The following is a 12,400-nucleotide window of genomic DNA, read 5'->3' on the forward strand; positions in this document are numbered from 1 at the left end:
TCTCAAGGCGCCAGGTAGGTGATGAGCTTCTGGCTCAGCACGTGCGCGGCTTCTTCCCAGGTGGTGTGGACCCCGATTGTAGAAAGGTCGACCGTTCGCAGCCCTGCGTAGCCGCAAGGGTTGATGCGGGAGAAGGGTTCCAGGTCCATCGCCACATTGAAGGACACGCCGTGGTACGTGCCGTGGCGCGCCACCTTGATGCCCAGGGCAGCGATCTTGCCGAGGCCGCGGAACGGGTCGTCGGGGGAGAAGGGGCCGGTCAGCGCGGCATGGGAGAACGGGTCGTCCAGCCGCACGTAGATGCCGGGCGACCCGGCCACGCGGTGCCCCGTGACGCCGAAGTGCGCCAGCGTGCGGATCACCGATTCCTCGATGCGGTAGACGTACTCCTTCACGAAGTAGCCGGTGCGGCGCAGGTCGAGCAGCGGGTAGGCCACGACCTGCCCCGGGCCGTGGTACGTCACCTGGCCCCCGCGGTCGGTCTGGACGACCGGGATGGTGCCGGGGCTCAGCAGGTGGTCCGCCTTGCCGGCCAGGCCCTGCGTGAAGACCGGCGCGTGCTCGCAGACCCACAGCACGTCGGGTGTGTGTTCGCCGCGCTCGGCGGCGAAGCGGCGCATCGCGTCGTAGGTCTCCTGGTACTCGACGTGGCCGAGCAGCGTCGCCGCCAGCGTGGGCCGCGCGGCCAGGGTCAAAGCACCACCTTCACCATCGGATGCGACGACAGGGTGCGGTAGATGTCGTCGAGCTGCTCACGGCTGGTGGCGGTCACGGTGATGGTCACGCCCAGGTAGTTGCCTTCCTTGCTGGTGCGCAGTTCGATCGTGCTGGCGTCGAACTGCGGGTCGAACCGCTCGGCAACCAGCGTCACCGCATGAACGAAGCCGTCGACCTTGGCGCCCATCACCTTGATCGGGAACTGGGAGGGGTACGCGATCAGCGACTCCTTGCGGATGTCGGTCGGGGTGTCAGGCGTCGGAGCTGGAGTCGTCATGTGCGTCGGTGATGGTGTCAAGCAGTGGAAGTTCCCCGTTGATGTGCTTGGTCATGGCGGAATGCAAGGGGTTTTTACTTATAATCAATGGCTTTGTAAATTTTAGGCAGCCTTCGGCCACCGGCAGTGCACACAACCATGACAACAAGCACGCCAGAGTCCGAGATGGATGTCGAAGACGCCGATTTCAAGCCGCTCACCGCCGAACAGGCGCAGCAGCTGCGCGATGCCAATCCCGAACCGTCGCCCTGGTGGGTGATCGTGGCCCAAGTGGTCGCAGGAGTGATCGTGGCAGGCATCGCTTGGGCTTGGACGGGTCGGCCGGTGGCCGGCGTGTCGGCACTTTATGGGGCATTGGCAGTGGCGATCCCGGCGGCGTTGTTTGTCCGGGGTGCGATGAGGGGCACGGAGGCGGCGAATCCGTCGGCCGCCATGCTGAGGTTTTTTGTCTGGGAGCTGATCAAGCTGGCGCTGACCGTGGCCTTTCTGGCGGCGGCGCCCTGGGTGATCGGCGACCTGAGTTGGCTGGCGATGCTGGCTGGCATCGTGGCAGCGATGAAGATGTACTGGGTCGCCCTCGTGGTGCGGCCCAGATTGTTGAACCGGATTTGATTCTTTAAAGAGACGCTGAAAGATGGCCGCAGAAGGACACGCACCGACCGCGAGTGAATACATCGTTCACCATTTGCAGCATTGGCAGGTGAACTGGGGCCTCGAGCCGGTGACTCAAAAGGCCATCGTCGACTTCAACGTCATCAACCTCGACTCGGTGCTGTGGGCGCTGGTGGTCGGCGTGATCGGCTGCTTCGTGCTGTGGCTCGCCGCGCGCAAGGCCACCTCGGGCGTGCCCGGCCGTTTCCAGGCCGCGGTCGAAATCCTCGTGGAAATGGTCGACAGTCAGGCCAAGGCCAACGTGCACAACGCGCAGAGCCGCAAGTTCATCGCACCGCTGGCCCTGACCGTGTTCGTCTGGATCTTCCTGCTGAACGCGATGGACATGCTGCCGGTCGACCTGCTGCCGGCGCTCTGGGCGCAAGCGTTCGAGGCGGCGGGCCACGACCCGCACCACGCCTACATGCGCGTCGTGCCGACTGCCGACCTCTCCACCACGCTGGGTCTGTCGACCTCCGTGCTGCTGCTGTGCCTGTTCTACGGTATCAAGGTCAAGGGCCTGGGCGGCTGGGGCCATGAACTCATCACCGCGCCCTTCGGTGCGCATCCGGTGCTGTGGCCGATCAACCTGCTGATGCAGATCATCGAATACCTTGCCAAGACCGTCTCGCACGGCATGCGGCTGTTCGGCAACATGTATGCCGGCGAACTCGTCTTCATGCTGATCGCGCTCATGGGGGGTGCGATGGCCGCTTCGTTCTCGGGAGTGCTGCTGCCCATCGGGCACATCATTGCCGGAACCGTCTGGGCGATCTTCCACATCCTGGTGATCACGCTGCAGGCATTCATTTTCATGATGCTGACACTCATCTACCTGGGTCAGGCGCATGAGGGCCACTAGGCCTGGTTACCCTTCTCGCTTTCGTTTTTTCTTTTCGCTTTCATCTGTAATCTAAGGAGTCATCATGGCAAACATTCTCGGTCTCGTCGCTCTGGCATGTGGTTTGATCGTCGGTCTCGGCGCGATCGGTGCGTCCATCGGCATCGCCCTGATGGGCGGCAAGTTCCTCGAATCGTCGGCACGCCAACCCGAGCTCATGAACGACCTCCAAACCAAGATGTTCATCTTGGCCGGTCTGATCGACGCGGCGTTCCTGATCGGTGTGGCCATCGCCCTGCTGTTCGCCTTCGCCAACCCGTTCGCCGCGACCTTCTTGGCCAACCTGCCGAAGTAATCCCGTTCAACGCCACTCAAGAAAGGTGTTGCCGTGAGTATCAACGCGACCCTGTTCGTTCAGGCCATCGTCTTCCTGCTGCTGGTGCTGTTCACGATGAAATTCGTGTGGCCGCCCATCGCGAAGGCGCTGGATGAACGCGCACAAAAGATCGCCGCGGGCCTGGCGGCCGCCGAGAAGGCCAAGGCGGAACTCGCTTCTGCCAATCAGCGCGTCGAACAGGAACTGGTGAAGTCCCGCAACGAGACGACCAATCTGCTGGCCGACGCCGAGCGCCGCGCCCAGCAGATCGTCGAAGAGGCCAAGGGCCGTGCCACGCTGGAGGCCAACAAGATCGTGGCCGCTGCGCAGGCCGAAGCCGAGCAGCAATCGGTGCGCGCCCGCGAGGTGCTGCGCGAGCAGGTTGCCGCGCTGGCCGTCAAGGGTGCCGAGCAGATTCTCCGCAAGGAAGTCAACGCCGGCGTCCACGCCGACCTGCTCGACCGCCTGAAGACCGAGCTCTGAGGACGACATGGCCGAAATCGCCACCATCGCCCGCCCTTATGCCGAAGCGCTGTTCAAGGCGTCGACGCGTGACCTCGACGGCACGGCCGGCTGGATCGACCAGCTCGCCGCCGTTGCCGGCAACCCGCAACTGCTGCAGTTCGCGGCGGACCCCAAGGTCGCGCCCGAGCAGGTGTTCGACCTGGTGTCCGGTTTCGTGCCGTCAGGTCTGCCCGATGCCGGCAAGAACTTCCTGCGCACCGTGATCGACAACGGTCGTCTCGCGGCGCTGCCCGAGGTGGCTGCGCAGTTCCGACTGCTCAAGAACGCGCAAAGCGGCGCCTCGGATGCCGTGGTCTACAGCGCCTTCCCGATCGACGCGGCCGGTCTGAAGACCGTCTCCGAATCGCTGGAACGCCGCTTCGGCCGCAAGCTGAACACCCGGGTCGAACTGGATGCGTCGCTGATCGGCGGCATCCGTGCCGTGGTGGGCGACGAAGTCCTCGACACGTCCGTCAAGGCGCGTCTCGAGCAAATGAAAGCAGCGCTCACCGCTTGATGCGGCGAGGCGGTTGGCCCCATTTATTGAAAGAAGGAAAGAGTCATGCAACTCAATCCCGCAGAAATTTCCGAACTGATCAAGAGCCGCATCGAGGGCCTTGGCGTCAGCGCTGACATTCGCAACCAGGGCACCGTGGTGTCGGTGGCCGACGGCATCGTGCGCGTGCACGGCCTGTCGGACGCGATGCAGGGCGAAATGCTCGAGTTCACGCCCACCGCCGACGGCACGCCGACGTATGGCCTGGCCCTGAACCTCGAGCGTGACTCGGTCGGCGCCGTGATCCTGGGCGAGTACGAACACATCTCCGAAGGCGACACCGTGAAGTGCACGGGCCGCATCCTGGAAGTGCCGGTCGGCCCCGAGCTCATCGGCCGCGTGGTGAATGCACTGGGTCAGCCGATCGACGGCAAGGGCCCGATCAACGCCAAGATGACCGACGTGATCGAGAAGGTCGCACCGGGCGTGATCGCACGCAAGTCCGTCGACCAGCCGCTGCAGACCGGCCTGAAGTCGATCGACTCCATGGTGCCGATCGGCCGTGGCCAGCGCGAGCTGATCATCGGCGACCGCCAGACCGGCAAGACGGCGGTGGCGATCGACGCGATCATCAACCAGAAGGGCCAGGGCGTGACCTGCGTCTACGTCGCGATCGGCCAGAAGGCCTCGTCGATCAAGAACGTGGTGCGCGCACTGGAACAGGCCGGTGCCATGGACTACACGATCGTGGTCGCCGCTTCCGCTTCGGAGTCGGCCGCGATGCAGTACGTGTCGGCCTATTCGGGCTGCACGATGGGCGAGTACTTCCGCGACCGCGGCGAAGACGCCCTGATCGTGTACGACGACCTGTCCAAGCAGGCTGTCGCCTACCGCCAGGTCTCGCTGCTGCTGCGCCGCCCGCCAGGCCGCGAAGCCTACCCCGGCGACGTGTTCTATCTCCACAGCCGTCTGCTCGAACGCGCCGCGCGCGTGAACGAAAAGTACGTGGAAGATTTCACCAAGGGTGAAGTCAAGGGCAAGACCGGTTCGCTGACGGCATTGCCGATCATCGAAACGCAAGCCGGCGACGTGTCCGCCTTCGTGCCGACCAACGTGATCTCGATCACCGACGGCCAGATCTTCCTGGAAACCTCGCTGTTCAACGCCGGCATCCGTCCCGCCATCAACGCCGGTATCTCGGTGTCGCGCGTGGGTTCGGCCGCTCAGACGAAGATCATCAAGAGCCTGTCGGGCGGTATCCGTACCGACCTGGCCCAGTATCGTGAACTGGCTGCGTTCGCGCAGTTCGCTTCCGACCTGGACGAAGCCACCCGCAAGCAGCTCGACCGCGGTGCCCGCGTGACCGAACTGCTCAAGCAGGCCCAGTACAGCCCGCTGCCCATCTCGCTGATGGGCGCCACGCTGTTCGCGGTGAACAAGGGTTTCATGGACGACCTGGACGTCAAGAAGGTTCTGGCCTTCGAGCACGGCCTGCACCAGTTCCTGAAGACCAGCCACGCGGCGTTGCTCGACAAGGTCGAGAAGGCCAAGGCGCTCGACAAGGACGCCGAAGCCGAACTCACCGCCGCGATCACGACGTTCAAGAAGTCCTTCGCCTGAACATGATGCCCACCCCCGAAGCGGCCTTCGGCCGCCTCCCCCTCCAGGGGGCGCTGCCAGTGGCCCGGCAAAGCCGGTTCCACGTCGGCCTGGCGAAGAAACTCAGGAGCTAAGCATGGCTGCAGGAAAAGAGATTCGCGGCAAGATCAAATCGGTGGAGAACACCAAGAAGATCACCAAGGCCATGGAAATGGTGGCCGCGTCGAAGATGCGCAAGGCGCAGGAGCGCATGCGCGCTGCCCGTCCGTACAGCGAGAAGATCCGCGCCATCGCGGCGAACCTCGGCCAGGCCAACCCCGAGTACACGCACGCGTTCATGAAGACGAACGAGGCGAAGGCTGCGGGTTACATCCTGGTGACGACCGACAAGGGCCTGTGCGGCGGCATGAACACCAACGTGCTGCGCGCGCTGACCGCCAGGCTGCGTGAGCAGCAGGCGGCCGGTGTGGCGGTCGAGGCGGTGGCCATCGGCAACAAGGGCCTCGGTTTCCTCAACCGCATCGGCGCCCGCGTGGTATCGCATGTCACCCAGCTGGGCGACACGCCGCACCTCGACAAGCTGATCGGCCCCGTCAAGGTGCTGCTCGACGCGTATGCCGAGGGCCGGGTCAACGCGGTCTATCTCTGCTACACCAAGTTCATCAACACGATGCGCCAGGAGTCGGTGGTCGAGCAACTGCTGCCGCTGGCGGCCGAGACGCTGCAGGCCGAAAAAACCGGAACAGGCCAGCACGCCTGGGACTACATCTACGAGCCCGATGCGGCGAGCGTGATCGACGAACTGCTGGTGCGCTATGCCGAGTCGCTGGTGTACCAGGCCGTCGCCGAGAACATGGCGTCGGAGCAGTCCGCGCGCATGGTGGCCATGAAGTCCGCCACCGACAACGCTGGCAACGTGATCGCCGAACTCAAGCTGGTCTACAACAAGACCCGCCAGGCCGGCATCACCAAAGAACTGTCGGAAATCGTGTCGGGCGCTGCGGCGGCCGCCGGCGTCTGAGCCGGTCTCGATGTCAACCAGATTCAAAAATTAATTGGAGCAGATGATGGCTCAAGCCAATGCAGTGCAAGGCAAGATCGTTCAATGTATCGGTGCCGTGGTCGACGTGGAATTCCCGCGCAACCAGATGCCCAAGATCTATGACGCCCTGAAGTTCGACGGCAGCGCGCTCACGCTCGAAGTGCAGCAGCAGATCGGCGACGGCGTGGTTCGCACCATCGCCCTCGGTTCGTCCGACGGCCTGCGTCGCGGCCTGATCGTGACCAACACCGGCGAGCCGATCACCGTGCCCGTGGGCAAGGCCACGCTCGGCCGCATCATGGACGTGCTGGGCGCGCCCATCGACGAGCGCGGCCCGGTCGGCCAGGAAGTCACCGCCTCCATCCACCGCAAGGCACCGGCCTACGACGAACTCTCGCCGTCGACCGACCTGCTGGAAACCGGCATCAAGGTGATCGACCTGGTGTGTCCGTTCGCCAAGGGCGGCAAGGTGGGCCTGTTCGGTGGCGCCGGCGTCGGCAAGACCGTGAACATGATGGAACTCATCAACAACATCGCCAAGGCCCACTCGGGTCTGTCGGTGTTCGCCGGTGTGGGTGAACGCACCCGCGAAGGCAACGACTTCTATCACGAGATGGCCGACTCCGGCGTCGTGAACCTCGAGAAGCTCGAGGACTCGAAGGTGGCCATGGTGTACGGCCAGATGAACGAGCCCCCGGGCAACCGTCTGCGCGTGGCGCTGACCGGCCTGACCATCGCCGAGTCGTTCCGCGACGAAGGCCGCGACGTGCTGTTCTTCGTGGACAACATCTACCGCTACACGCTGGCCGGTACCGAAGTGTCCGCCCTGCTGGGCCGCATGCCCTCCGCCGTGGGCTACCAGCCGACGCTGGCCGAGGAAATGGGCCGCCTGCAAGAGCGGATCACCTCGACCAAGGTCGGCTCGATCACCTCGATCCAGGCCGTGTACGTCCCTGCGGATGACTTGACCGACCCGTCGCCCGCCACCACCTTCGCCCACTTGGATTCCACCGTGGTGCTGTCGCGCGACATCGCTTCGCTCGGTATCTACCCCGCCGTGGACCCGCTGGACTCGACCTCGCGTCAGCTCGATCCGAACGTGGTCGGCGAAGAGCACTACAACGTGGCCCGCGCCGTGCAAGGCACGCTGCAGCGCTACAAGGAACTGCGCGACATCATCGCGATTCTGGGCATGGACGAACTGGCCCCGGACGACAAGCTGGCCGTGGCCCGCGCCCGGAAGATCCAGCGTTTCCTGTCGCAGCCCTTCCACGTGGCCGAAGTGTTCACCGGCTCCCCCGGCAAGTACGTGCCGCTGTCGGAAACCATCCGTGGTTTCAAGATGATCGTGGCCGGCGAGTGCGACCACCTGCCGGAACAGTCGTTCTACATGGTTGGTACCATCGACGAAGCTTTCGAAAAAGCCAAGAAGGTCGCGTAAAGCGGCGCATTCGACCGCCTGGCTTCGTTGCCGTGCTCGCCGTACTTCCTGTACGGCTATGCGCGGCGCCTCACCAGACGGCCGACTGCTTGCTTTCCGAAGTTCTCCCTAGAACGGCAAAGGAAAAAACATGGCAAACACCATTCACGTCGACGTGGTCAGCGCGGAAGAGTCGATCTTCTCGGGCGAGGCCAGGTTCGTCGCGCTGCCCGGTGAAGCCGGCGAGCTCGGCATCTACCCGCGCCACACCCCGCTGATCACGCGCATCCGCCCGGGTGCCGTGCGCATCGAGACGGCCGACGGCGGCGAGGAGTTCGTCTTCGTGGCTGGTGGCATCCTCGAAGTGCAGCCCCACACCGTCACCGTGCTGTCCGACACCGCGATCCGCGGCAAGGACCTGGACGACGAGAAGGCCAACGCCGCCAAGGCCGCCGCCGAGGAAGCGCTCAAGAATGCCAAGAGCGACATCGACATCGCGATGGCGCAGTCCGAGCTGGCCGTGATGGCCGCGCAGATCGCCGCACTGCGCAAGTACCGCCAGAAGAAGTAAGACGGTTCGCCGCCTTGCACGAAGCCGCCCTCCGGGCGGCTTTTTCATTGGGCGCTCGAAGCCAGACGTCGGCCCGCCGTTCGGCCTGAAAATGGTCGAAGTTCAGCCTTGTCCGGCCGAAGCTGTCTCTCTAGTATCCGGCTTCCGCCTTGGCCATCCGATGCCGAGCGCGAGAGACGGAGACAAACGCATGGAACGTTGGCGCGGCCTGACGGCCGACGAGATGCAGCTGCTCGAGACGACCTTCTGGTCGGCGGGCGGCTCGCGCCATGGCATGGCCGAACGGCTCGGCTTCTCCAGGAGCAAGGCGAATGCGCTGATCGCCGGACTGGTCGACCAGGGGCTGCTGGCCGAGGCCGGCTTGCAGCGTTCCTCGGGTGGCCGTCGCGCCGAGAACCTGCAGATCAGCGGCTCGCTCGGCGTGCTGGTGGGCGTCGACATCGGCGCCACCAGCCTCGATCTGGCGGTGCTCGGCCCCGATCTCCAGCCGCTGGCGCAACACGCGGAGCCGGCCGACGTGGGCCACGGCCCCGGCGTCGTGCTGGCGCGGGTGCGCGTGCTCATGCGCGAGCTGCTGGCGCAATGTGGGCTCGACGCATCGAAGGTGATGGGCATCGGCATGGGCGTTCCCGGGCCGGTGAACTTCCAGATCGGCCAGCTCGTCAACCCGCCGCTCATGCCGGCCTGGGACGGCTTCTCGATCCGCGAGGCGCTGCGCGAGGATTACGCGGCGCCGGTCTTCGTCGACAACGACGTGAACCTGATGGCGCTGGGCGAGCTCTGGCGCCTCAAACGCACCTTGAGCAACTTCCTGGTCATCAAGGTCGGCACCGGCATCGGCTGCGGCATCGTCTGCCATGGCGAGGTGTACCGCGGCGCGGCCGGTTCGGCCGGCGACGTGGGCCACATCTGCGTCGACCAGGAAGGCCCGCGCTGCCACTGCGGCAACGTGGGGTGCGTCGAGATGATGGCGGCCGGCCCGGCCATCGCCCGCATGGCCGTCCACGCGGCAGAGGCGGGCGAGAGCGCGATGCTCGCCGAGCGCCTGCGCGCGCAGGGGCGGCTCGATGCGCTCGACGTGGCCCATGCCGGCCGGGCGGGCGACGCCGCGGCCAACGCCATCATCCAGCGCGCGGGGAGCCTGCTCGGCCAGATGCTGGCGTCGGTGGTGAACTTCTTCAACCCGTCGCATGTGTTCATCGGCGGCGGCATCACGCACATCGGGCCGCTGTTCCTCGCGGCGGTGCGCCAGAGCGTCTACCAGCGCTCGCTCGCGCTGTCGACGCGGCACCTCGAGATCCAGTACACGCCGCTGGGCGCGCAGGCCGGCCTCATCGGCGCGGGCGTGCTGGCGATGCAGGAAACGCTGAAGGTGAAAGGGGTCGCGCCATGACCGGACTGGCCGTCGACTTCGACGCCATCGAGAAGGCCTTCGGGCCGGTGCAGGTGCTGCATGGCGTGAGCTTCTCGCTCGCGCCGGGGCGGGTCTACGGCCTGCTGGGCGAGAACGGTGCGGGCAAGTCCACGCTGATGAAGATCCTCGCGGGCTACGAGCGGCCGAGCGGCGGCGGGCTTCGCATCGACGGCACGCCGCAGCAGTTCGCCAGTTCGCGCGACGCCGAGGCGCTGGGCATCGTGCTGATCCACCAGGAATTCAACCTCGCCGAAGACCTGAGCGTGGCGCAGAACATCTTCCTCGGGCACGAGAAGAAGAAGGCCGGCTTCCTGCTCGACGACGCAGCCATGGAGCGCGAGGCCGCCGCCGCCCTCGCGCAGGTCGGCCTGCGGATCGATCCGCGAACGAAGGTCCGCCGGCTCATCGTCGCGGAGAAACAGCTGGTCGAGATCGCGAAAGCCATCGCGCGCAACGCTCGCCTGCTCATCATGGACGAGCCCACGGCCACGCTCACGCCCGGCGAGACCGAGCGCCTCTTCAAGCTGATCGCCCAACTGCGCGCCGAGGGCGTGACCATCGTCTACATCTCCCACAAGCTCGACGAGGTCGAGCGCGTGACCGACGACGTGATCGTGATGCGCGACGGCCGCTTCGTCATGCGCTCGCCCACGGCGGACATCACCCGCCACGAGATGGCGAACCGGATGGTCGGCCGCGCGCTGACCGACCTCTACCCGCCGCGCGACACCGTTGCGCACAACGCCGCGCCCGCGATGAAGGTGCACGACTTCAGTGTGCCCGGCTGGGCGCAGGGGGTGAGCTTCGAGGTGCGGCCGGGCGAGATCCTGGGCTTCGCGGGCCTGGTCGGCGCGGGCCGCACCGAACTGTTCGAGGGCCTGATGGGCCTGCGTCCCGCGAGCGGCCAGGTCGAGATGCTCGGCCGCCCGGTGCCCGGCGGCAGGGGTTGGCACAACCCGCGCGATGCCGCCAAGCACGGCTTCTCCTACCTGAGCGAAGACCGCAAGGGCAAGGGCCTGCATGTGGACTTCGGCCTGCGCCAGAACCTCACGCTGATGGCGCTGGAGCGCTACGCCACGCCGTGGCTGAAGCCGGACGCCGAGCGCGCCGCGCTGGCCGAGGCGGTGAAGGACTACGGCATCCGCACCGGCAACCTCGACGCACGCGCCTCGTCGCTGTCGGGCGGCAACCAGCAGAAGCTCGCACTCGCCAAGGTGCTGCAACCGCAACCGAAGGTCGTGGTGCTCGACGAGCCCACGCGCGGTGTCGACATCGGCGCCAAGCGCGACATCTATTTCCTGATCCAGCGACTCGCCCGCGAAGGGCTCGCCGTGATCGTCGTCTCGTCCGAGTTGATGGAACTCATCGGCCTGTGCCACCGCGTCGCCGTGATGCGCGCCGGCCGGCTCGTGACCACGCTAGCCGCCGACCATCTCACCGAAGAAGAACTCATCGCCCATGCCACAGGAACCGCCCATGACCACGCCAACGCCTGAGGCCGCCCCGCACCGTGCCGCGCACAAGCCCGGCTGGGCCGCGCGCCTGCACGGCATCGGCCCGATCGCCGGGCTGGTGCTGTTGTGCATCGCCGGCACGCTGCTCAACAGCGACTTCGCCACCGCCGACAACGCGATGAACGTGCTCACGCGCACGGCCTTCATCGGCATCATCGCGGTGGGCATGTGCTTCGTGATCATCTCGGGCGGCATCGATCTGTCGGTCGGCTCGATGGCCGCGCTCATCGCCGGCAGCGTGATCATGTTCATCAACTGGGCCGGGCCCGCCACCGGCTCGCCGCTGATGGCGGTGGTGCTCGGCGCCACGCTCGCGGTGCTGCTGGGTGCGATGTTCGGGCTGGCGCACGGGCTGCTCATCACCAAGGGCCGCATCGAGCCCTTCATCGTGACGCTGGGCACGCTCGGCATCTTCCGCGCCTACCTCACCTACTTCGCTGACGGCGGCGCGCTCACGCTCGACAACGACCTGTCGGACCTCTACGCGCCGGTCTACTACGCGAGCCTCCTGGGCATCCCGGTGCCGGTGTGGGTCTTCTTCATCGTCGCGGTGATCGGCGGCGTGATCCTCAACCGCACCGCCTACGGGCGCTACGTGCAGGCCATCGGCTCGAACGAACAGGTGGCGCGCTACGCCGCCGTCGACGTCGACCGGGTGAAGATCCTCACCTACGTGCTGCTCGGCGGGTGCGTCGGCATCGCCACGCTGCTGTACGTGCCGCGCCTGGGCTCGGCGTCGCCCACCACCGGCCTGCTGTGGGAACTGGAAGCCATCGCGGCGGTGATCGTCGGCGGCACCGCGCTCAAGGGTGGTGCGGGCAGCATCGCCGGCACGGTGATCGGCGCGATCCTGCTCTCGGTCATCAGCAACATCCTGAACCTCACCAGCATCATCAGCGTATACCTGAACGCTGCCGTGCAGGGCTTCGTGATCATCGTCGTGGCGTTCCTCCAAAGAGGTCGGCGCTAGTTTTCCCG

At 65.9% G+C, this 12,400-nt stretch carries 14 protein-coding genes; 12 read left to right on the top strand and 2 right to left on the bottom strand.

Going from position 1 to position 12,400, the window contains the following annotated elements:
* Positions 1 to 2: 2 nt before the first annotated feature.
* Together lipB and N8A90_RS02985 are read right to left on the bottom strand one after the other, a co-directional pair.
* The gene (gene lipB / locus N8A90_RS02980) at positions 3 to 695 is read right to left on the bottom strand and encodes a lipoyl(octanoyl) transferase LipB (RefSeq protein ID WP_262073172.1); all 693 of its coding nucleotides are present in this window, start codon (positions 693 to 695) and stop codon (positions 3 to 5) included.
* Complete coding sequence (locus tag N8A90_RS02985) at positions 692 to 994, bottom strand: YbeD family protein (protein WP_262073173.1); 303 nt, start codon at positions 992 to 994, stop codon at positions 692 to 694. The genes lipB and N8A90_RS02985 overlap by 4 nt, the downstream gene beginning before the upstream one ends.
* Before the next feature lie 165 nt (positions 995 to 1,159).
* On the opposite strand from N8A90_RS02985, the gene N8A90_RS02990 reads away from it, so the two are divergent.
* The 12 genes from N8A90_RS02990 to N8A90_RS03045 all read left to right on the top strand — a co-directional run bounded on the left by N8A90_RS02990 (position 1,160) and on the right by N8A90_RS03045 (position 12,392).
* Complete coding sequence (locus N8A90_RS02990) at positions 1,160 to 1,606, top strand: ATP synthase subunit I (RefSeq protein ID WP_262073174.1); 447 nt, start codon at positions 1,160 to 1,162, stop codon at positions 1,604 to 1,606.
* A gap of 22 nt (positions 1,607 to 1,628) precedes the next feature.
* Positions 1,629 to 2,507, top strand: a complete 879-nt coding sequence (gene atpB, locus N8A90_RS02995) for a F0F1 ATP synthase subunit A (protein ID WP_262073175.1) — start codon at positions 1,629 to 1,631, stop codon at positions 2,505 to 2,507.
* A gap of 64 nt (positions 2,508 to 2,571) precedes the next feature.
* Positions 2,572 to 2,841 (top strand): F0F1 ATP synthase subunit C, encoded by a 270-nt coding sequence (gene atpE, locus N8A90_RS03000; protein ID WP_140844704.1) that lies wholly within the window; start codon positions 2,572 to 2,574, stop codon positions 2,839 to 2,841.
* 33 nt (positions 2,842 to 2,874) lie between these two features.
* Positions 2,875 to 3,345 (top strand): F0F1 ATP synthase subunit B, encoded by a 471-nt coding sequence (locus tag N8A90_RS03005; RefSeq protein WP_262073176.1) that lies wholly within the window; start codon positions 2,875 to 2,877, stop codon positions 3,343 to 3,345.
* Between the two features lie 7 nt (positions 3,346 to 3,352).
* Positions 3,353 to 3,883 carry a F0F1 ATP synthase subunit delta gene (locus N8A90_RS03010; protein ID WP_262073177.1) on the top strand — a complete coding sequence of 177 codons (531 nt, stop codon included), beginning with the start codon at positions 3,353 to 3,355 and terminating at the stop codon, positions 3,881 to 3,883.
* A 45-nt stretch (positions 3,884 to 3,928) separates the two neighbouring features.
* The gene (gene atpA, locus N8A90_RS03015; protein ID WP_262073178.1) at positions 3,929 to 5,482 is read left to right on the top strand and encodes a F0F1 ATP synthase subunit alpha; all 1,554 of its coding nucleotides are present in this window, start codon (positions 3,929 to 3,931) and stop codon (positions 5,480 to 5,482) included.
* A gap of 115 nt (positions 5,483 to 5,597) precedes the next feature.
* Complete coding sequence (gene atpG / locus N8A90_RS03020) at positions 5,598 to 6,482, top strand: F0F1 ATP synthase subunit gamma (protein WP_262073179.1); 885 nt, start codon at positions 5,598 to 5,600, stop codon at positions 6,480 to 6,482.
* 46 nt (positions 6,483 to 6,528) lie between these two features.
* A complete protein-coding gene (atpD, locus tag N8A90_RS03025) occupies positions 6,529 to 7,944 on the top strand; it encodes a F0F1 ATP synthase subunit beta (RefSeq protein WP_262073585.1) in 1,416 nt (471 codons plus the stop codon).
* A gap of 130 nt (positions 7,945 to 8,074) precedes the next feature.
* Complete coding sequence (locus N8A90_RS03030) at positions 8,075 to 8,494, top strand: F0F1 ATP synthase subunit epsilon (protein ID WP_262073180.1); 420 nt, start codon at positions 8,075 to 8,077, stop codon at positions 8,492 to 8,494.
* 223 nt (positions 8,495 to 8,717) lie between these two features.
* Entirely contained in the window at positions 8,718 to 9,887 is a 1,170-nt protein-coding gene (locus tag N8A90_RS03035; RefSeq protein WP_262073586.1) for an ROK family protein, read from the top strand.
* Positions 9,884 to 11,404: a sugar ABC transporter ATP-binding protein gene (locus N8A90_RS03040; protein ID WP_262073181.1), complete on the top strand. Its 1,521-nt coding sequence runs from the start codon at positions 9,884 to 9,886 to the stop codon at positions 11,402 to 11,404. Before N8A90_RS03035 ends, N8A90_RS03040 begins: the two co-directional genes overlap by 4 nt.
* Positions 11,385 to 12,392, top strand: a complete 1,008-nt coding sequence (locus tag N8A90_RS03045; RefSeq protein WP_262073182.1) for an ABC transporter permease — start codon at positions 11,385 to 11,387, stop codon at positions 12,390 to 12,392. The genes N8A90_RS03040 and N8A90_RS03045 overlap by 20 nt, the downstream gene beginning before the upstream one ends.
* Positions 12,393 to 12,400: the final 8 nt, after the last annotated feature.

This window comes from Variovorax sp. N23 (genome assembly GCF_025486315.1).
In the GTDB taxonomy this organism is placed as follows: domain Bacteria; phylum Pseudomonadota; class Gammaproteobacteria; order Burkholderiales; family Burkholderiaceae_C; genus Variovorax.